The following is a 22,983-nucleotide window of genomic DNA, read 5'->3' on the forward strand; positions in this document are numbered from 1 at the left end:
TTTGCATAACAATTAATAAAAATGAAAAACTTAAAATCAATTATCGCAACAGCAATTATAACATTATCAATTAGTTGTACAAATAGTCAAAACTTTAAAAGTGTAGATGCAGCAGAATTTAAAGCGACTATTACAAAAACGGATGATGCGCAAATTTTAGATGTTAGAACACCTGGTGAATATGTGAATGGAAAAATTGCAGATGCTAAAAATGCTAATTGGAACGGCTCTGATTTTGATGACCAAGTAGCGAATTTAGATAAATCAAAACCTGTTTTTGTTTATTGCCTGAGTGGCGGAAGAAGTAAAAAAGCAGCCAATCATTTAGTGGAATTGGGTTTTAAAAACATTATCGAATTAGATGGCGGTTATATGGCTTGGGAAAAAGCAAACCCGAAAACTAATGGTGTTTGGTCTGGTATGACGCAAGATGCATACAATAAACTAATGATTTCAGATAAAACGGTTGTAATTGATTTTTATGCAGAATGGTGTGGACCTTGTAAAAAAATGGGGCCTTATTTAGATAAAATTAGCAAAGAATTAGCTGACAAAGTAATTATTCACAGAATTGATGCTGATAAAAACAAATCATTATTTAACGCATTAGGCTACCAAGGTTTACCTGTTGTAATTGTAGTTAAAAACGAAAAACAAACGTTCTTTAAAAATGAATTTGTTAGCGAGGAAGAGTTGAGAAAAGCTTTATAAGAAACGAAGTAAAATGTGACTTCGAGAACCTCAGTCACCAGTTGACATAGGCTCTCGAAGCCAAAATCAAATTAAAATATTATTTACTATTCACTTAAATATATGAATATCGTACAACAACAATCGTTAAAAAAATACAACACCTTTGGCATTGAAGCGTTTGCAACGGAATTTTGCGAAGTGAATTCAATTTCGGATTTGGCACGTGTTTTAAAAGAAAATCAAGAAAAAAAACTGTTTATTTTAGGTGGTGGAAGTAATATGCTTTTAACTCAGAATGTCGATGCATTCGTGTTGCACATCAATAATAAAGGCATTGAAGTGGTTGATGAAAATGACGATTTTGTTTGGGTAAAAGGTAATGCTGGCGAAGTTTGGCACGAATTTGTACAGTTTTGCATCCAAAAAAACTATGGTGGAATTGAAAATTTATCTTTAATTCCTGGTAATGTTGGTGCGACTCCGATTCAGAATATTGGAGCATATGGCGTAGAAATTAAAAACACATTTGTTTCTTGTGAAGCGATGAAAATTGACACGCAAGAAATTACCACTTTTGACAAAGCTGCTTGTAAGTTTGGGTATAGAGAAAGTGTTTTTAAAGCTGATTTAAAAAATCAATATGTGATTGTATCAGTTGTTTTTAAACTAACTAAAAAAAATCACAAACTAAATACGTCCTACGGTGCTATTGATGTAGAATTAGAAAATATGGGCTTTAAAAATCCTACCATTCAAGATGTTAGTAAAGCCGTAATCGCCATTCGTGAAAGTAAATTACCCAATCCGAAAGAATTAGGAAATAGTGGAAGTTTCTTTAAAAATCCTATAGTTCCTATTGAAGTTTACGAAAAAGCAAAAGCAAATTATCCAGATATGCCACATTATCCAGTTTCAGAAACACTTGTGAAAGTACCTGCGGGTTGGTTAATTGAACAAGCTGGATTTAAAGGCAAACGTTTTGGTGACGCTGGAATTCATACCAAGCAGGCTTTAGTTTTAGTAAATTACGGAAATGCGACTGGAAATGAAATCTGGAACGTTGCGCAAAATATTCAAAAAACTATTTTTGAAAAATACGGAATTAGCATTGAAGCAGAAGTGAACGTGATTTAATTTACGAATTGCTCATAAAAATTAAACTTGAAATTGTAAACAAATAAGAGTAAATTTGCACAACTTTTAAAAGAATATGGAAACAACATTATTTATACTTTTTATTGCATTTTTAGTTTTTTTTGTCATTCAATTCGTTTATCAATCGTTTGTTTTTAGCCGTTTTTCATTTTTGAAACCTAAGAAAGAAACTCCAAAAAGCGTACCTGTTTCTGTACTAGTTTGGGCAAAAAACGAATATGAAAATTTAGTGACACAACTTCCTATTTTAGTTTCTCAAAATTATCCAAATTACGAATTAGTACTTATTGATGATGCGTCTAATGATGAAACATTAGACTTATTTGAAGAATACGAAAAGCAATATTCTTTTGTTAAAATAGTCAAAGTAAAAAACAATGAAGCCTTTTGGGGAAACAAAAAATTTGCATTAACCTTAGGTATAAAAGCTGCAAAAAACGAATATTTATTGTTTACTGATGCAGATTGTCGCATTACATCTGAAAACTGGATTTTAGAAATGACCTCGCACTTTTCATTCAAAAAAACAATCGTTTTAGGATATGGTGCGTATAATAAAATTAAAGGTTCTGTATTAAATAAAATAATTCGCTTTGACGGAGTAATTTCTGCTATCCAATATTTTTCTTGGGCAAAAATCGGAAAACCTTATATGGGAATTGGCAGAAATTTAGCATATAAAAAATCAGAGTTTTTCAACGTAAACGGTTTTATAAATCACATTCGAGTGCGCTCTGGTGAAGATGATTTATTTATTAATGAGGCTGCAAACAGAAGTAATACAACCATTTGTTATAGTCCAGAAAGTTTTACATATTCTGAACCAAAAACGACTTTTAAAGAATGGTTAAATCAGAAAAGAAAAGAAACATCTACCAAAAAACATTATAAAGAATTTAATAAGTTGCAACTTGCATTATATTTTATTTCACAATTATCTTGTATTGTTTTGGCTGTAATTTTACTATCTTTCCAATATAATTGGATTATTGTATCAAGCGTTTTAGGTTTTAGATACGTTTTTAACTGGATAGTTTTTGGTTATGGCGCAGCTAAATTAAAAGAAAAAGATATTATTGTTTGGTATCCAATTTTTGAAATTATTTTACTAATAACTCAAATACGAGTAGCTTTTACCAATTTGATACACAAACCAGAACATTGGAAGTAAAACAAGAGAAAATACTCAAAAACATTCAAAAAGCAAAACTTGGCGATCAAGTGGCTTTTACTTTTCTTCTCGATTTTTATTGGAATGAAGTGTACGGATATATGCTAAAACGAACCGAAAATGAAACGGATACAGAAGATATAGTAATAGAAACATTTGCTAAAGCATTTGATAAAATAAGCACATACAACCCTGAATTTGGATTTAATACTTGGTTAATTGCCATTGCTAAAAACGCCCATATTGATATGCTTCGCAAAAAAAAATCTACTTTGTTTTTAGAAATAACAGATGAAGAAGATGGTTTGGCCAATCAGGTTTTAGACAGCACACCAACTATTGAAGATAAATTAATTACCGAACAAAACTTATCGCAATTATTGCAACAAATTAAACAGTTAAAACCTGCCTATCAAGAAGTTATACAATTACGTTACTTTCAAGAAATGAGCTATCAAGATATGGCAGAACAATTGAACGAACCGCTGAACAACATCAAAATAAAATTGCTTCGTGCTAAAAAATTATTAGCAGAAATTATTAGCAATAAATAACAATAATTTATCTTTTTAGTCCAAAACCTGTTTTTTTGGCACGATTATTTCATATAGTTTAAATTATACACAAGTTGTAACCTTTAAAACTATATATTATGTCAAACTTCAATGTACAAAACGAAAACTGGTTGGAAATAGCTTTCGAAAACAGAAACAAAGCATACGGTGCTTACCAATTAAGAAAAGAAAGTGACGCAACTACCATAAAAGCAATGTTGTTAACTTTCGGATGTATTGCTTTTGGAATTGGATTGTTTTCATTTACAACTCCTGAAACTAAACCAATAGTAAAAACAGAACCTAATGTGCTGCCACCAATTGTAACAATTGTAAAATTTACACCTAAAGTTCCAACAGAAAAAGCAATTCAAACTAAAGGAACTAATAAACCAAAATTAAATCTAACACCTAATAAAGTACCACCAGTTGTTGTGGATAAAACAGACGTAAAACCACCAATTGAACCCAAAAACCCTGATCCTTCTACACCATTTAATCCAAATGGTAGCGAACATGGAAATCCGGGACCTGTTGGAAATCCGTTAGGCACTTCTACTACTCCAATCACAACAACTACGCCAGGAAATGGAAGTGGTACAAGTATATTTAAAGGCGTATTAGGTTCAGAAGCGAGCTTTCCTGGAGGAATTAACAAGTTCAGAACTTTTATTGCTGAAAACTATAAAGTTCCAAATTCTTTTGATCAAGAGGTATTGTTTATTGAAATGATTTTTGTGATAGAAAAAGACGGTTCAATGACTGATATCAGAATGGTAAGTAAAGGAGATAAAGCATTAGAAAAAGAAGCCATTAGGGTTTTAACATCTATGAAAAAGAAATGGACACCAGGTCGCGTTAATGGCGAGGTAGTAAGAAGTGAAAAAAGACTTCCAATTCAAATTAACTTGCTTGAAACAGAATAGAAATAGCTGAATTTTATTAAATTTTAAAGACCACATAACACTTACATTATGTGGTTTTTTGATTAAAAATAGTTTTAAAATCAAAATAATTAAACAAAAGTTAGCAATATGTTACAATTGAAAAATAACACTTTAAAATAGGTTTTGTTTTTAATGCGTTTTGTATATTTGCGGTAGATTTTATATTCAAATTATGGCAACAGAAAGTGTATTTCCTCCTACACCAAAACCAAAATGGCTTCGTGTAAAATTACCCGTTGGTCAAAAATATACTGAACTTAGAGGTTTGGTTGATAAATACAAATTAAATACCATTTGCGCTTCTGGTAGTTGTCCGAATATGGGAGAATGTTGGGGAGAAGGCACCGCAACTTTTATGATTTTAGGAAATATTTGTACCCGTTCTTGTGGATTTTGTGGTGTAAAAACGGGTCGTCCTGAAAATGTAGATTGGGAAGAACCAGAAAAAGTAGCTCGTTCCATTAAAATTATGAATATCAAACACGCTGTTATTACAAGTGTTGATCGAGACGATTTGAAAGATATGGGCACCATTATTTGGGCGGAAACTGTAAAAGCCATACGAAGAATGAATCCGAAAACCACACTTGAAACTTTAATTCCAGATTTTCAAGGTAGTGAATCGCATTTAGACAAAATTATTGAAGTGGCACCCGAAGTGGTTTCACATAACATTGAAACAGTAAGAAGATTAACACGCGAAGTACGTATTCAAGCAAAATACGATAAAAGCTTAGCCGTTTTAAAATATTTAAAAGAACAAGGATTGAACCGAACAAAATCGGGAATTATGCTTGGACTTGGCGAAACAGAAGAAGAAGTTATTCAAACTTTACACGATTTAAGAGCCGCAAAAGTTGATGTAGTGACTATTGGTCAGTATTTACAGCCAAGTAAAAAACATTTACCCGTAAAAGAATTCATCACACCTGAACAATTTGAAAAATACGAAAAAATTGGTAAAGAATTAGGTTTTATTCATGTAGAAAGTGGTCCGTTAGTACGTTCTTCATATCATGCTGAAAAACATATTCACTAAAATAGTTTATTCGGTTATTTGTTTTTTGTTTAGAAGTAAACCTTTTCAACAACCAATCGAATTAACAAATAAACAAACAACCTAAAAATGAAAATACGTGTCGCTATTAATGGTTTTGGTAGAATTGGAAGAAATGTTTTCCGATTATTACTCAATCATCCTAACATAGAAGTTGTGGCTGTAAATGACATTGCGGATATAAAAACTATGAGTCATTTATTGAAATATGATAGCATTCACGGTGTTTTACAACATTCTATTTCAACCGAAAATGAAACGTTACTAATTGACGATTTAAAATTTCAATTTTTCCACGAAAGTGATATTTCTAAATTACCTTGGAAAAACCTAAATATCGATTTTGTAATTGAGTCGACTGGAAAATTTAAATCTTCAGAAACTGCTGGTTTACATATTTTAGCTGGTGCGAAAAAAGTAATTTTATCCGCGCCTCCTGAAGACGAAACAATAAAAACTGTTGTTTTAGGTGTTAATGAACATATTTTAGATGGTTCGGAAACTATCATATCAAATGCCAGCTGCACTACAAATAACGCAGCACCAATGCTTAAAATCATACAAGAATTGTGTGGTATTGAACAAGCATATATTACCACGGTTCACTCCTACACTACCGACCAAAGTTTGCACGACCAACCACACAAAGATTTAAGACGTGCACGAGGTGCTTCGCAATCTATAATTCCAACTTCGACTGGTGCAGCAAAAGCGATTACCAAAATTTTTCCAGAATTGGAAGGAAAAATTGGCGGATGTGGAATTCGAGTTCCAGTGCCTGACGGTTCGTTAACCGATATTACATTTAATGTACAGCGAAAAATTACTATTGAGGAAATTAATTTAGCCTTTAAAAAAGCTGCTGAAAACGAATTAAAAAATATTTTAGCCTATACCGAAGACCCAATCGTTTCGGTAGATATTATCGGTAATAAAAATTCGTGTGTATTTGATGCGCAACTCACTTCTGTAATTGACAAAATGGTTAAAATTGTAGGATGGTATGATAATGAAATTGGATATTCTTCTCGTATAATTGATTTAATTCTTTTTTTATCGAAAAATAAATACTAATTTTAACAATATTAATATAGGTTTTGAATACTAAATAATGAAAAAACTCCTTTTTCTACTTACTTTTTTCTCACTATTTACTTTTTCTCAGACAAAGGAAAACAAAACTGATAGCATTACCTATTTTTTAGAATTAGCCAATTATTCTTTTGAAGAAAAATACAATTCTAAAGATGCCATAAAGTACGCTCAGAAAGCTATTGAGTATTCTAAAGCATACAAAAATCAAGAAAAACTATACGATTGCTATTATTTTTTAGGAAGCTTGTATTTAGAAACCAACAATTTTAATGAAGCTATTGTTAACTTCATAAAATGTTCTAATTACTATGAAATCAATCAAGTTCGTACTTCTAAAGTCGCTAAAATCAACTACGCATTAGGAACCTTATATTTAGAAAAAAGAAATTTTAAGATTGCAAAATTATATTTCAACAAATCGTATTCCATTTACAATGCAATCAATTCAAACAATACTTTAGTGTTAATTGAACTTCAGAAAGGGTTAACTTTAAAAGCCAACAATAATTTAGAAGAAGCCATTCTTGTGTTTGATAATATTGCCAATACGAGCAGAGATATAGAACCAAGTAAAATTGAAGCGCTTTATCAGCTTAGTAAAATTTATTATTCGCAGGAAGAGTATGAAAAGGCATTAGATTTCTCAAAAAAAGCATTAAAATTAGTAGAAAATAATACGGTCGGAATTTCTAAAAAGAAAATATTAAATAACCTTATTTTAATTAGTGAAAAACAAGAAGATTATAAATTATCCAATTTTTATTTAAAAGAATTTTTAACTTTAAATGAGATTAAAAACAACTCTAGTCTTGCCAATACGGATTTACTTATCAATAAAAAAGAGCACGACAATCAGTTAGAAATTGTTGAAAAACTGGAAAAAGAAAAAAACGACCAATTAAAATCCATTCGGTTTAATAAACTGATAAGTATAATGAGCATTGTCTTAATTGCCATTTTATCTCTATTGAGTTTTTCTTTATACAAGAACAATAAAATTAGAACCGTTACGAATAAACTTTTACAAGAAAAAAACGAGGAATTAACGGAACAAAAAGAAAAAGCAGAGCTAGCATCAAATGCCCGTTCGGAGTTTTTATCTACGGTAAGTCACGAGTTACGAACGCCATTAAATGCTATAAACGGAATTACGCATTTGCTTTTACAAGAAAATCCAAAATCGACACAATTAAATTATTTAAAATCGTTAGAGTTTTCTGGAAATTATCTTTTAAGTTTTATTAATGATATTTTGGAGATAAACAGATTGGAATCGAACACTATACATATTGAGCGAATTAATTTCAATTTAGAAGAATTAATTCAAAATATTCGTGAATCGTTCAATGGTTTTATTGAACAAAACAATATTGATTTCAGATTAGAATTAGATTTAGAAAACCACAAAAATTTACTTGGCGATCCTACAAAATTATCTCAGATTTTAATAAATTTAATCAATAATTCTATTAAATTCACTAAAAACGGCAAGGTTACGCTTTCGGTAAAAACCATAAAAGAAGAAAACGATACGGTAACTTTGAATTTCATAATTCAAGATAACGGAATCGGAATACCAGAAGACAAAATTGCCAATATTTTCGATAGTTTTTCGCAAGGTTCAGTAGAAATAAACAGAACGTATGGCGGAACGGGTTTAGGACTTTCTATCGTCAAGAAAATTATTGAATTATTAGGCAGCGAAATTCATTTAGAAAGCAAAGTAAACGAAGGAACAAAATTGTATTTCGATTTAAATTTCGGAAAATCAAATGCCGAAATTATTTTAAATCACGAGAAAAAGAAAGTAACTTCTTACGACAATTTAAAAAACAAAACCGTTTTATTGGTTGAAGACAACAAAATCAACCAAATGATAACCAAAAAAATGGTGGAAAATAAAGGTATGGTTTGTACCATAATTGACAACGGCGAAGAGGCAATTGTTGAAATGCAAAATAACACCTTTGATTTGGTTTTAATGGACGTTCACTTAACAGGAATTAACGGAACCGAGGCTACAGCAGAAATTAGAAAATTTGACAAAACAACACCAATAATTGCTTTAACCGCTATTTCATTAAACGAAAACAAAGAAATGTTATTATCTTTTGGTATGAATGAAGTAATTACAAAACCTTTTAATCCAGAGTATTTTTACAGCGTAATAAGTGATTACGTAGTATAACTTTTTACCCAATTTGTAACTAAACTATCAAATTGCTCTTTATCTGAGTTGAATTTGGTTTGTATAGGCAAATAAAATAAGTTACTCGAGTGTATTTTTCTGTTTAAACGCATAAAATCCTTTTCTGTAGTAACAATAATTTTATCTTTTGAAAGTTCACTTATTTCTGAAATTTCTGCATCTGAAAAATTATGATGGTCTGGATATATGATAACGTTATCAGCACCAGAATTTAAATAATCAACAAAATATTTTGGCTTAGCAATTCCTGCAACAATAATTTTTTCTTTAGAAATTATATCTGAAACCGAAATACTATTTTCTGTACTAAACACATCAGAATCGTAGTCAATTGAAGTGAAAAAAACGGGCACATTTACGTTTAATTTAAGCTTTACTTCATCTTTGTTTTTTTCTTTAATATTTTGAGGGCATTTTGTTACAACAACTACATGGGCTCGCTTTTTACCGATAGCACTTTCTCGTAAATTTCCGAATGGTAAAATATAATCATCTGAAAACAAGTCATCATAAGACGTTAACAAAATATAAAAACCTGCTTTTACTTTTCTATGCTGAAACGCATCGTCTAACAAAATAATATCTGGATTGCTTTTCGAAATTAAGTTTTCAATTCCTGTTTGTCTGTCTTCACAAACGGCAACGGAAATTTCAGGAAATTTTGAATACATTTGAAACGACTCGTCACCTAGTTCGGAAGACGTAACAACATCATTTGCCAATAGAAAACCTTTTGTACTTCGTTTATAACCACGACTTAAAACAGCAATTTTATAAGTGTTTTTTAATAATCGAATAATGTATTCTGTCTGAGGCGTTTTACCTGTGCCACCTGCACTTAAATTTCCAATTGCTATAATCGGTAAATCATATGATTTTGAAGTAAAAATACCTAAATCGTATAGCCAATTTCTAATAAAAGTGACTAACCAATATACAACTCCAAGCGGAAAAAGTAGTTTTCGTATTACCATCATAGTTATTTATCTAAATAATGATTTACAAAAGTATCCCATAGAATTAGATAAACAAATGTACAAAAATCGTACGAATTAATTTTCAACTAAATTATATTTAAAATCAATTGCATTTTTTATCTTTGAAAAATACAAAATTACTAATACGAAAAATGCAATTATCTGAAATTACAAAACATCTTGAAAAACTGGCTCCTTTGGCTTACGCTGAAGACTTTGACAATGTTGGGCTTTTAGTTGGTCACAGCAATGATATTACTGGCATTTTGGTTTGTCACGATGCTTTGGAAGAAGTTATTGAAGAAGCCATTTCTAAAAAATGTAATTTAGTAGTTTGCTTCCATCCTATTTTGTTTTCTAGATTAAAAAAAATAACAGGAAAAAATTATGTAGAAAGAGCGATTATCAAAGCCATAAAAAATGATATTGCCATTTATGCCGTTCATACCGCATTAGATAATCATCAAAATGGTGTGAATAAAATTTTCTGTGATGCTTTAGGTTTATCGAATACTAAAGTTCTAATTCCTAAACAAAATTTCATTTATAAATTAGTAACTTATACCAAACCGGAGAACGAAAACCAAGTAAAACAAGCCTTATTTGAAGCGGGTGCAGGAAGTATTGGCAACTATGATAATTGTAGTTTTACATCTGCTGGAAGTAGTTCTTTTAAAGGAAATGAAAACAGCAATCCGGTACTTGGAGAAAAACATATTTTACAAATTGAAGAGGAAATAAAAATAGAGGTAATTTTCGAAAAACACTTGCAAAACAACATATTAAAGGCATTATTTGCTAATCATATGTATGAAGAAGTGGCATATGAAATTTACAAAACCGAAAATGAACATCAAAATATTGGTTTAGGTATGATTGGCGAATTGGAACAACCTATGAAACCAAACGCTTTTTTACAATTTGTGAAAGAAAAATTAGAATGTGGTGGCATTCGTCATAGCCAATTTTTATCAACGGAAATCAAAAAAGTTGCAGTTTTAGGTGGAAGCGGTAGTTTTGCCATAAAAAATGCAATTGCAGCAGGAGCCGATGCTTTTTTAACCGCCGATTTAAAATATCACCAATTTTATGAAGCCGAAAATAAGCTACTTTTAGCAGATATTGGCCATTTTGAAAGCGAAAGATATACAAAAAATTATATTGTTGACTTTCTTAAAGAAAAAATCACTAATTTTGCAATCATTTTATCAGAATTAAATACAAATCCCGTTAAATATTTTTAACAATATGGCAAATACAAAAGAACTAAGCGTAGAAGAAAAATTAAGAGCAATTTATGCCTTACAATTAATTGATTCTAAAATTGACGAAATAAGAAACGTACGAGGAGAATTACCTTTAGAAGTTGAAGATTTAGAAGATGAAGTAGCTGGATTATCTAAACGTTTAGAGAAATTAAACGACGATTTAAACAACATCGATCATCAAGCAAAAGAAAAAAAGAACAATATTGATGACCACAAAGCAGCAATAAAAAAATATACAGAACAGCAAAAAAATGTGCGTAACAATAGAGAATTTAATTCTTTATCTAAAGAAATTGAATTTCAAGAATTAGAAATTCAATTGGCTGAAAAGCACATTAAAGAAATGAAAGTTACGTTTGAAAACAAAAAAGAAATTGTTAATCAAACAAAAGACAAACTGGAAAGTAAAGAAAATCACTTAAAACATAAAAAAGCAGAATTAAGTGATATTATGGCTGAAACTGAAAAAGACGAAAACTTTTTAATTGAAAAATCTAATGATTTTAGAGGCAAAATTGAAGCTCGTTTATTAGCAGCATACGACAGAATTAGAAATAGCGTTGTTAACGGTTTAGCAGTTGTTTCTATCGAACGTGGTGCCTCTGCAGGTTCTTTCTTTACCATTCCACCACAAACTCAAATGGAAATTGCAGGTAGAAAGAAAATCTTAACCGATGAGCACAGTGGACGTATTTTAGTTGATAGTGTTTTAGCTGATGAAGAAAGAGAAAAAATGGATAAAATTTTCGCCAAAATGTAATTGAATTAGTCGAAGGTCCAAAATTCGAAAGTTTTAAAGTCGAAATATTAGGCTTTTACTCAATATAAAAACCAAATTAAAAATTCCAAACTCCAAGTTTTAAATTTGGGATTTGGAATTTTTTTTATTGGAATTTTAAACAAAACAAACCCCATAAACATTTAAACTAAAATACTACCTTTGCCTAATGGAAGAACAATTAGTACGCATCAATAAATATTTGTCAGAATCAGGATTTTGCTCTCGTAGAGAAGCAGATCGGTTATTAGAAGAAGGCAGAATCACCATCAACGGACAATCTCCAGAATTAGGCACGAAAGTAGCTCCTGGAGACGAAGTTCGTGTGAATGGCGAATTAGTAACCAACGCGAATAAAAAACCTGTTTATTTATCGTTCCACAAACCTGCAGGAATTGAATGTACGACCAATCTTAACATTCCAGACAACATTGTTGATTATATCAATTACCCCGAACGTGTTTTCCCAATCGGAAGATTAGACAAAGCCAGTGAAGGATTAATATTTATGACCAATGATGGCGATATTGTAAACAAAATTTTACGCGCCAGAAACAACCACGAAAAAGAATATATTGTTACCGTTGACAAACCAATTACTGAAACTTTCATTAATCAAATGAGCAATGGTTTGCCTATTTTAGACACCATTACCAAAAAATGTAAAGTAGAAAAAATGAGTCAGTTTGTGTTTAAAATTGTTTTAACACAAGGCTTAAACCGACAAATTCGTCGTATGTGCGAATACTTAGATTACGAAGTAACTTCATTAAAAAGAATCCGAATTATCAACATTACATTAGATGTTCCAGTTGGAAAATATCGCCCGTTAACCGACAAAGAAATCGTAGAATTAAATACTCTTATTGAACCTTCCAGTAAAACCGAAGATGCCAGTATTTTAAGAGATAAGAAAACCAATTACGGCAGCAGAAATTACGACAAGCGAAATAGATAATTTTATTTGGGCGTTCCCTTTCAGGTCGTGTCTTCCGCTATATCTTTTTATATTTTGTTACCTTCGAGAACCTCAGGCAACAAAATACAAAAAGGATGCCGCTACAACCACTAACGCAAAAGCGTTTTCATTAGAACAGATATTCCATTACGTAGTCATCCATAACGTAACCGTTTCCAATATCAATTACTTCTTCTTTTGAAATAACAAAACCCAATTTCTCATAGAAAAATTTTGCTTTGTTATATTTGTTCACATTTAAAAAAACACCTTTCTGATTATTGCTTTTAGCGATTTTTACTATTTCATCAATCATAAATTTACCATAACCTTTACCTTGCGTTTCTGGTAACAAATAAATTTTATGGATTTTAGTTAATGTCTGACTGAAGTTCTCAAAGTTGCAATTTAATTCATAAGCAACAAATCCAATAGCATTTGTGTCTTCAAACAGTAATTCAAATACTTGCCCATTATCCATTTGCTTTTCTAAATTGGCAACGGAATAAAAGTTATGCAACATATAATCTAACTGTTCACTTGATAAAATCTCTCTATAAGTGGATGGCCAAATAGTATACGCTAAATCACGAACTATCGAAAGTTGTTCTCTATTACAAACGCTCATTTTCATAGGGCTAAAATAAAACAAAAAGGGCCAATCTGTATAGATTGACCCTTTTTTTATTATAAGCTAGTTATTATTTTTTAACAACTTTAAATTCACTTGAGGTATCATTAGCAAAAACTCTTACTACATAAACTGATGTAGCTAAATCAGATAAATCAACAGTAACTAAATTACTATTTGGACTCATATTTCTAATTTGTCTTCCACTAATATCGTACACTTGAACTGAAGTAATTTCACTAGAATAACTAATAGTTAATTTATCAACCACAGGGTTAGGATAGTATTTTAAAGATTTGATATCAAAACTTTGATTTTCTAACACAACCGTTACCGTAACTGCTAAAGCAGTACTTCTACAAGTTCCCACAACTGAAACTGCGTAATATGTAGTTCCATCAACTAATTGAGTTCCTGCAGCAATTGCATTTGTTCCTGCTGCTGCGTCAGCTGCAGTTGGATACCAAATTACATTTGTTCCTGATACAGAAATATCTTCAATTATTGCATCAGGTCCTACACCTCCAAAAATAGTTTGTGTAGCAGCACCTGTTGGAGCGGCAATTGGTGTAATTGTTATAATAACAGCTGTTCTAGTACTTTCACAACCATTAACTGTTTGCGAAACATAATACGTTCCTGCTGCCAATGGTGCTGTTGAACTTAAGACATTTCCAGCAGTAGCTGCGTCATACCATGTAAATGCAGAGCCATTAGGTAATAAATTAGCTACTAATGGTGCACTACAGAACGTTTGAGCAGATGCATTTGGTGCTGTAGGAATTGGATTCACAACAGCAGTTACTGCAAATCTAGTCGTACTTTCACAACCATTAACTGTTTGTGAAGCATAATATATAGTTCCATTTGTTAACCCAACTAAAGGCAATAATGAAGCAGGGTATTCTGTACCACCTGTAGCAGCATTGTACCATTTGATATTACTACCCGTAGCAACTAATTGCGATAAATTAGCCGAACCACAGAATACTTGAGAAGCAGTTCCTGTTGGTGTATTTGCAACATTAATTGTTACCGTTACAGGCATAATTTTTTCACAGCCATTTGCATTATTAACTGCTTTGATGTAATACGTTCCAGAAGTGGTTACCGCACTAGCTGTTGTTAAAGCAGTAGTTGCCGAACTATCTGACCAATACGATAATGTTATTCCTGAATCCGAACCAGCGGTAATTGCATTTGCTGTAATATCTATAGTAGATGGACTACAAACAGAGGCTGGGTTAGTAATTGTTAATACCGGTTGTGGATTAATAGTTACTGTAACTGGAGCTATAACTGAACATCCATTAGTATTTGTCCCTTTAATATAATAGGTACCTGAGGTACTAACAGCACTTGGTAAAGTTAAAGTAGTAGTAGCCGCTAAATCCGTAAAGTATGTAAATGTTAATCCTGAATCAGAACCTGTTGTTACCCCTGATGCTGTAAGATTTACAGTAGTTGGCGCACAAACCGTTGTTGGGTTTACACTTACTACATTTGGTAAAGCATTTACTGTTACTATTACTGATGCCATTGCAACACAACCGTTAGAATTTGTACCTTTAATATAATACGTTCCAGAACTTGCAACTGCATTTGGATTTGCCAATACTGTTGTAGCTGAAGCATCTGTGAAATAACTATAGGTTAAACCTGCAGTTGTACCAGTTGTTACAGCAGTAGCTGTTAAGTCTACTGTAGATCCAATACATACTGCACTTGGAGCATTTGCAACAACCACTGGTAATGGGTTAGCTGTTACAGTAAATGTAGCCGTATTAACACATTGTCCACCAGAAGTTTGATTCGCAGTTAATGTATATGTTGTAGTTGCTGTTGGATTAAACACCCAACCATTTATACTATCTCCTGAAGCACCTAATGAAGGTGACAAATCATAAGTATCAAAATCTGATAAAGTAGATGTTACAGTTACAGGAACAGTAGTTACAACCCCCGCACAAATTGTTGTACTTGCGCTACTTAACGTTAACGCTGGTGCCGGGTTAACAGTTACTGGAACTGCAACTCTTGAAGAAGCACAAACCGCACTAGTATTTACATTCCAATTATAGAAATAATAACGTGATCCTGAGGTTAAATTATTACCATCAATAGTGTTACCTGTAATTGAGAATCCGTTAACAGTAGATGGATATACGTAGGTACCTCCTCCTCTATAAATTGCTAAATCATAACTTAAAACCCAACCTGTTGCTCCCGCTGGAACAACGAATCCTGTTAAATTAAGTGTCTTAACTACTGATGTACTAATTTCCGAAGCATCTATTGTAAATGCTTGACTTATTACTAAACCACCTAAATTATTGCTAAGTGTAATATTTAGAGTACCTGCGGTAGATGGATAAATATCTATTGAATTAATAGTTGTACTATTAACTGAAGCTACATACATGCCGTAAGCTCCAAGAGATGATAAATTTGAACTTAAATCTGATGCAAGACCTACATATGAATTACTTGAGTTTACTGTTTCTGCACTAGCATAGTAAGTAGCCGAAGTACTTAATTGTGGCGTAACAAATGGCGAACCTGTTCCTACAGAAGTACCACCTGTTGCAGTTGTATACCATTTAATTGTTGATCCGGTGTTGGCTGTAGCTTGAATACTCGCGGTACCTGTTCCACAACGAGTAGCTGGTGTTGTTGCAGTAATGTTATTGTTAAATACTACTGAAGCTATACTTGAATATCCAGGAGTTCCTCCACAAGCAACAATCTTACAACGATATTGAGTGGCAGCAGCTGGTGTAACTGTTAAAGTAGTAGCTGTTGCAGATGCAACATCTTGCCACGAACCTCCATTGTCAATACTAGATTGCCATTGGAAAGCTAAACCATCATTACTTCCTGTGTAATCGATACTTAAGTTTACGCTAGTACCCAAACAAATTGTAGTAGCACTAGCTATTGTGTTTACACCTGTAGGTGGAGTATTATTTAAAATATTCATTAATACTTGAGCCGAACCTGGGGCATTTGTACAACCCGTAGTTTGATTCGTATAAGAAATAGAATACGTTGTAGTAATTACTGGCGCTACAGATTGAGAGAAAATATTTGTTCCAGTTGCAATTGTAGTTGTCCCATTGGCATCAGTAGCCGTCCATGTTGTATTATAATTTGCCGGTGGTGAAAATCTCCAAGCTAAAGGAGTAGTTATTTCATTCGATACACCATTCCAGAAATTTGCTGCATTTGTTGTGCAGTTTGGAGCAGTTGCACCAATTGTTTTTGTTGGATCCTGAAGACCAATATATTTATTTCTTGAATCATTATTAAATGAACATGTTGTAGCTAATTGGTTTGTAGCACTAATAACTCTAATTTCAATAATTCCCGTTGTTTCATATAATACCAACTCTGCAGAATTTCTACCATCTGTTGCATTAGTTGAGCACCATAATGGAGCATTTGCATATTGTACTATAAATCTTCTATTAGGAGCAATTCCTTCTGTCCAATATGCTATTTTTCCTTTATCTACTCCAACTGTAGAATTATCAAATTTTAAATCTCTAGCACATACTGCAATTGTACTCGCAGGATTAGCTGTGTTTGGAAAACCTCCAGTAAAAGAATATAATGTTGAACCAGTTGCGCCAAAATTAACTGTACCATTAGTGGCAATATTTAACGTAGTATAAATGGTTCCAAAAAAGTTAAAGTTAAATCCTATTGGTTTTGCATTCCAATAACCATCATCAATACCTGATACATTACCTGTACCAGCAACAGCTGCTCCATTTTCGCATAATACTACACCATTAGATGGAATTGTACTTAATGCCGTTGGTGCTGTTATACAAGTTGCGGTAAAATTCCCCGCACTTAATCCTGAATTGATAGTTGCGCTAGTTCCTGGACATACTCCATTAGCTGATGTAGTAACCGTAGCAGTAGGCAAAGGATACACACCTACAGAAATAAACGCTACAGAAGGACAACCACCATTATTTGGTGTTCCGGTTACTTTAAAATCAGTAGTAGCTGAAATTGTAGCCGTTATTGAAGCTCCTGTTGTAGTGCTCAATGCAGTACCACTTGTTAATGATTCCCATGTGTAAACTACACCTGTAATTGAAGAACTTGCATTTAATGTAACATCACCACCTGTACCACAAAAATTAGGAACTGAAGGTGTTATTGTTATAATATCATTACTAAATCCTTCATCTGTATATGAAACACCTTCTTGATTTTTATTTAATGAGTTAGAATCGGTTGCTGTAACCGACCAAGTTACCGTTCCGTTAGACGGAGTAACAGTTGGTATAACACCCGACCAATCATTACCAGATGTATTTGTCATGGTTATTGGTGTTTGTGCTGTTCCATTAATACTATAATTAATTACAACACTAGCAATAGTTCCAGATACTGGAGTAACAGTAACAGTAACTGTTCTTGCTATATTTGGACAAAATTTACCCATTGGTGTCATCAATAAATTTGATAAAGCTGGACTTGGTGAAATCGCATCAAATTCCCATGCACCTATATCATAACCTGTACCTGAACCTCCTGGACGAGAAACACCGTTAAAATCTGGACTTGTTATAGTAATTAGATTTCCTCCACCTTCTGCTTGAGTCGAAATACCAGCAGCTGGTTTTAAGAAGGTAGCGTCTGAACCTGTTGTAGAAGTAAAGAAAGTTGCTGGAACAAAAGCAGTTTCTGTAAATGAATTTGCATCACGAGGCGCTATTGTACCAGCAGTAAATACTCCTGCAATATATTGTGCCATAGTTTGTGCACCCATTGTTCCGTCACTGTAAATTAAATTACTAGCACCCGGAGTTCCTGCATAAAATAAATTCTTGTTTGATGTTGCTGCATAATTTGCTAATGTAGAAGCAATTCCACTAGTTCTTCTAAAAGCAACAGCTAAACCTGTACCTGTTGGTGTTAGGTTATTGAAAATCATATTATTTTGTAAATCTAACGAAGCAGTTGTAGCTGTTGTACTTGTGGTATGTAAAATACCTGTACCTCCAAAGTTTGCTCCACCACTACCTGCTAAATAAACCGAGTTGTTATACACTCTTTGCGCTGAAGTTGCAGCAGCTGAAGAAACAGATATACCGTGGATAGCATCTGGTAAACTTGCATTTGGTGCTGTTAAACTACCAATAATATTATTATAAGTACTCACAGTTGTTCCTCCTGACAATAAAATACCTTTTACAGGATTGACTGTAAGTAAAGCACTAGTAATTGCACCACTTTGAGATAAACCATATACTTTATTTCTGTACATATTTACAGTTGTTCCACCAGAAACTTGCATACCATGTACTAATGGTGATGTAGCTCCTGAACCAGATAAAGTATGAATTGTATTTTGGAATGCATTTGTTAAGGTGGCTCCTGTAACAGCTAAACCTAACACAGTTGATGAAGCACCTGATGATGATAATGTATTAATAGTATTAGCATTAATATTAACAACCGGCGATGTATTTGCACATGTTAAACCAGTAACTGAGCCACCTATTCCTGTAGATGATAAACCCGTAATGGTATTATTTGCAATATTTAATGGGTTGGCTAAGTTACCAGATGATCCAATGGTAATACCTATAATTGAACTTTGACCAGTTAAATTAGTAACTGTATTATTTGATAATGAAGAAGTTCCTCCAAAAAAACCAAAGTTCATTCCAGTAATTGCACCCGCACCTGTTGTCCAGTTATTAAATGTATTACCAGTAACAGTTCGTGTTGCACCAGAGCTAGAACCGTCAGTATTATTAATACCTGTTATAGCTGTAGCGCCTGTTGTAGTAATATTTGAAAAATTATTATTTGTAATAGTACTTATAGCGCCTGTAGCTGATGATCCATTAGAAGTAAACCCTGTAATTCCTCCACCTGCACTAGACTTATTAAATGCAGTTACAATATTATTGTTAGTAATATTTTGAGTACCTGTTGCTGCAACAGAATAACTGTGAGAAATAAACGTTACTGAACCTGTAGTATTTACATTTAAATTGGTAAAAGTATTACCAGAAACGGTAGCAATATTATTGGCTACTGTAGCTCCAGTAAGGTTAATATATGTTTGAGAGTGTGTACCTGCAACAGCATGAGTAATTCCTTGAAAATCATTATTGGTGATATTGTGCGTTGTTGCAAGAGTATTCGCTACACTTAATCCTGTTAAGGTTCCTGAATTTGCAAAAACATATCTTACAAATCCAAGAGCAGATGTACCGATACTGTTTGTAGAAACATTAACAGAAGGCGTTGTTCCTGACATTGATCCAGACGTAATAATACCTGTAACAGCAGTTACTGTTCCTGAAACGGCTATACCACGAATGGTATTGTTTGATACGACTAAAGTATTTCCTGTTGCCGTACTTCTAATTCCTAATGCTATTGCAGTTGCACCCGTTGTTGAAGCTAGTACACCCGATGAATTTGAAAGAGGAGTAGCAGTAAAACCCGTTCTAATATTATCAGTAGTAGTATTTCCTATCGTATTATTACTAATATTGAATACACCAGCTGTTCCAGCTGTATCAATTCCTGTAAATCCACCACTAATTGATGCTGTAGTTCCCACAGCATCAATAGCACCTATAGTATTGTTTTGAATAGTTACAGTTCCTGTGCTTGTAGCGTAAATACCTACTACCTGACCACCAGTTGTTGTACAAGCTGCATAAACAGATGAGTTTCCTGTAGTTGCTCCAATTGTGTTAGCTGTAGTAGTACCAATATTTGCATTTCCAGAAGTTACGTTAATACCTGCCCATATACCATTTGTAGTAGATGCACCACTTGAAGTAAATAATGCAAAACCAGCAATTGTATTTCCTTGAATGTTAGAAATTGCAGCACCTGCTGTAAAACCTAAAGTCATACCTGTATAACGAGTTGCTGTTGCTGTACCTGAAGTAACATAAGAAGAAGGAAAACCAGTAAGAAGAAGCGAGTTACCTAATAAATTAGTTGTTCCAGTTCCAGATGCATTAGCATAACCGATAGTGTTACCTGTAATGGTGTATCCACCTCCAGAACCAATATTAATACCATTGTGCGTATTAGCTGTAGTATATAAACGGGTTGCGGTTTGGAATAATTTGTTATTGGTAATTGTCCACGTTGAGTTTCCTGTTGAAGCAAGTGCAATACCGTTGGTAGCACTTATTGGACTGTAGTAATCAGAAATTTGATTGTTATCTATTGTATTTCCACTATTATCTACCGCAGCACTTGTACCTACTGAATAGATAGCATTCGCTGGGAAGTTAGTAAGTGTTAATGCAGTTGACGCAACTGTTGCAGATGCATTTACTGTATACGTTCCATTTCCACCTGTCCCTGTTCCTGCTACCGTGATAATTGTACCTGCAGTAACACCTGTTCCTGAAACAGTAGCTCCCGGAACTACAAAACCACTAGTAACTGCAGATACAGTTATAGCAGTTGTCGTTTGAGAACCTGTAACCACTGCCGTTGCAGCATTTGCTGTAAAGGTACAGTTATTGATAGTATTGTTGTCATTACCTGAAAACAATCCAGCACCAAAATACACTGAACCTCCTGTTGTAGAAAGGTTAGCACTTTTAATATCTAGATATTTTAAGGTATTGTTATTGGCATCATTAGTAAACATAATGGCATTTGCACCTCCAGTAGAGGTTCCTGTTAAGGCAATTGCAGATACATTATTAGTACTGTTGTTTAGCGTATATGTTCCAGCGCCACCGGTTCCAGTTCCATATCCTGTAATTACAGTACCTGGAAGTACGCCCGTTCCTGAAAGTGTTTGACCAATTAAAAATGGTCCTGAACCTGCTGTTAATGTTCCGACAGTAAATGTTGATGCTGCTATAGAAGAACCTGTTGCTGTAGTTGATGCTGTAGCTCCACCTGGCGCTAAGTTAGCAATTGTCATAACAGAAGTTGTACCTGTTTGATTTACACGTCCATCAATTGTTAATTTTGCTGTGCTATTTAAATCAAAAATAGAAGATGATGTAGCATTAGAAATAGTTAAAGGTGTAGCTACTGTTGTAGGATATACATTAATTGTATACCCAGCCCCTGCTCCACCTGTAGGTCCTACTATAGGAAATGTTTCTGGTGTTACTGGATAACCTGTAATTAATTCTAGATTAATATTACCTACTAATCCGTTTGAATTAATAGCGGCAAAAGCAGTAGTTAAATTTGCATAATCACCACCCGTACCAACAGTTTTAGTTCCCGTTAGAGTACCTGATGGGGTAGCTTGAGTGCCTTCTAAATTTGCACTAACCGCACCTTCAGTAAATGCCGCAACTCTCCAATAATAAGTAGCTCCAAAAGTAAGGCCTGTAGCCGCATATGTACTAGTATTAGCGGCTGATGTATTTACTAAAGTATATGTAATACCATCCGTTGAACGGTACACAAAATAACCTAATTCATTAGTAGCATTATCTGTCCAGTTTAAAGTAGTAGTTCCACCTGTTACTCCGCTAAATGTTAATGCACTTGGCGCTAAAGCCACCGGTGGTGTAAAGGTATAAAAAGTATTAGCTAAATTAGCTATTTGTACACTAGCGGCAAACGTATTGACTGTAGGAGTTGTCGTAGTAGTATTTTGAGTTGATGGAACACCAACAGTAATAAAATCTGATGAATTAGCAATATTACTTGAACTATGAAAAATTGATCTAGTTACACTTGAAGTACTTGAATTTAATATACTTCCATATAAAAACTCAAAAACACCAGTGCTTTCATTTAAAACCAATTGCATATTACCAGAAGTAGTTATGTCTGTATTAGATGCGTAAAATTGATTCCATTCTATTATTAATTTTCTATTTGGTGCTGAACCCACAACCAAATAAGACATCCCATTATTAACTTCATTATCTCCAGCCATAGGAGCTAATGTAACTGTTGAAGCCGCGTATGCACTAATAGCTGAAGATCCGATTGCAGTCGCTGCACTATTAGCATGTAATCTTGCTTGACCGTTACTATTGACACTTATATGAGAATAAATGTTCCCCATATAAACGAAATTAAATCCAATTGGAAATACGGAACTTCCCCAGTTATCATTATTACCTGTAACTAAAGTTGTTGCACCCGTCATCGAGTTTAAAGTACTAACACCTGATGTAAAAGTGTAATTGGCAGATGATGATTGCCCTTGAACAAAAACAAAAGAAAGTAAAGCTACAAACACTGTTACAAATGAAAGCCAGTTTCGTTTTGTAGCGGTGTACGATGTGCTCTCTTGTTTTTGAGATTGTGGTGTTCCTGAGGAATTACAGGAAACAACCGAATCGTAATTGTTTTTCATAATAAGTAATTTAGTTTGATATGTGTAATTGACAAATATATTTAAAAATTTTAAAAAACAACAATAATTCATGTTTTTTTTCAAATAATTATTATACTGTCAGTTAAAGCATGAATTTGCAAACAAAAACAAAAAAAAACGCCCCAA

14 protein-coding genes are annotated in these 22,983 nt (G+C 33.1%); 11 read left to right on the forward strand and 3 right to left on the reverse strand.

Going from position 1 to position 22,983, the window contains the following annotated elements:
- Positions 1–21 precede the first annotated feature (21 nt).
- The 8 genes from ACIQ16_RS02075 to ACIQ16_RS02110 all read left to right on the forward strand — a co-directional run bounded on the left by ACIQ16_RS02075 (position 22) and on the right by ACIQ16_RS02110 (position 8,860).
- On the forward strand, positions 22–711 hold the full coding sequence (locus tag ACIQ16_RS02075) for a thioredoxin domain-containing protein (RefSeq protein ID WP_396148334.1): 690 nt from the start codon (positions 22–24) through the stop codon (positions 709–711).
- A 102-nt stretch (positions 712–813) separates the two neighbouring features.
- Entirely contained in the window at positions 814–1,827 is a 1,014-nt protein-coding gene (gene murB / locus ACIQ16_RS02080) for a UDP-N-acetylmuramate dehydrogenase (protein ID WP_396148335.1), read from the forward strand.
- A gap of 76 nt (positions 1,828–1,903) precedes the next feature.
- Positions 1,904–3,019, forward strand: coding sequence for a glycosyltransferase (locus tag ACIQ16_RS02085; protein ID WP_396148336.1), 1,116 nt, complete (start codon positions 1,904–1,906; stop codon positions 3,017–3,019).
- Positions 3,010–3,573, forward strand: a complete 564-nt coding sequence (locus ACIQ16_RS02090) for an RNA polymerase sigma factor (protein WP_396148337.1) — start codon at positions 3,010–3,012, stop codon at positions 3,571–3,573. The genes ACIQ16_RS02085 and ACIQ16_RS02090 overlap by 10 nt, the downstream gene beginning before the upstream one ends.
- A gap of 98 nt (positions 3,574–3,671) precedes the next feature.
- The gene (locus tag ACIQ16_RS02095) at positions 3,672–4,499 is read left to right on the forward strand and encodes an energy transducer TonB (RefSeq protein WP_396148338.1); all 828 of its coding nucleotides are present in this window, start codon (positions 3,672–3,674) and stop codon (positions 4,497–4,499) included.
- A 193-nt stretch (positions 4,500–4,692) separates the two neighbouring features.
- A complete protein-coding gene (gene lipA, locus ACIQ16_RS02100; protein WP_353079481.1) occupies positions 4,693–5,559 on the forward strand; it encodes a lipoyl synthase in 867 nt (288 codons plus the stop codon).
- 87 nt (positions 5,560–5,646) lie between these two features.
- Positions 5,647–6,651 (forward strand): type I glyceraldehyde-3-phosphate dehydrogenase, encoded by a 1,005-nt coding sequence (gene gap / locus ACIQ16_RS02105; RefSeq protein WP_396148339.1) that lies wholly within the window; start codon positions 5,647–5,649, stop codon positions 6,649–6,651.
- Positions 6,652–6,688: 37 nt separating this feature from the next.
- On the forward strand, positions 6,689–8,860 hold the full coding sequence (locus tag ACIQ16_RS02110) for an ATP-binding protein (protein ID WP_396148340.1): 2,172 nt from the start codon (positions 6,689–6,691) through the stop codon (positions 8,858–8,860).
- On the opposite strand, the gene lpxK is transcribed toward ACIQ16_RS02110, so the two are convergent.
- Positions 8,848–9,858, reverse strand: coding sequence for a tetraacyldisaccharide 4'-kinase (gene lpxK, locus ACIQ16_RS02115; RefSeq protein ID WP_396148341.1), 1,011 nt, complete (start codon positions 9,856–9,858; stop codon positions 8,848–8,850). The genes ACIQ16_RS02110 and lpxK overlap by 13 nt on opposite strands.
- Before the next feature lie 152 nt (positions 9,859–10,010).
- Between lpxK and ACIQ16_RS02120 the strand changes: the two genes are divergently transcribed.
- From ACIQ16_RS02120 to rluF, 3 genes are all read left to right on the forward strand, one after another.
- Complete coding sequence (locus ACIQ16_RS02120; protein ID WP_396148342.1) at positions 10,011–11,102, forward strand: Nif3-like dinuclear metal center hexameric protein; 1,092 nt, start codon at positions 10,011–10,013, stop codon at positions 11,100–11,102.
- 4 nt (positions 11,103–11,106) lie between these two features.
- Positions 11,107–11,886, forward strand: a complete 780-nt coding sequence (locus ACIQ16_RS02125) for a zinc ribbon domain-containing protein (protein WP_396148343.1) — start codon at positions 11,107–11,109, stop codon at positions 11,884–11,886.
- Between the two features lie 187 nt (positions 11,887–12,073).
- Positions 12,074–12,862 carry a 23S rRNA pseudouridine(2604) synthase RluF gene (gene rluF, locus ACIQ16_RS02130; RefSeq protein ID WP_396148344.1) on the forward strand — a complete coding sequence of 263 codons (789 nt, stop codon included), beginning with the start codon at positions 12,074–12,076 and terminating at the stop codon, positions 12,860–12,862.
- Between the two features lie 130 nt (positions 12,863–12,992).
- Here the strand turns inward: rluF and ACIQ16_RS02135 are convergent, their stop codons facing one another.
- Both ACIQ16_RS02135 and ACIQ16_RS02140 read right to left on the reverse strand, forming a co-directional pair.
- Positions 12,993–13,490 carry a GNAT family N-acetyltransferase gene (locus ACIQ16_RS02135; protein ID WP_396148345.1) on the reverse strand — a complete coding sequence of 166 codons (498 nt, stop codon included), beginning with the start codon at positions 13,488–13,490 and terminating at the stop codon, positions 12,993–12,995.
- A gap of 73 nt (positions 13,491–13,563) precedes the next feature.
- Positions 13,564–22,836: a beta strand repeat-containing protein gene (locus tag ACIQ16_RS02140; protein ID WP_396148346.1), complete on the reverse strand. Its 9,273-nt coding sequence runs from the start codon at positions 22,834–22,836 to the stop codon at positions 13,564–13,566.
- Between the last annotated feature and the right edge of the window lie 147 nt (positions 22,837–22,983).

Source organism: Flavobacterium sp., assembly GCF_044360715.1.
Lineage (GTDB): Bacteria > Bacteroidota > Bacteroidia > Flavobacteriales > Flavobacteriaceae > Flavobacterium.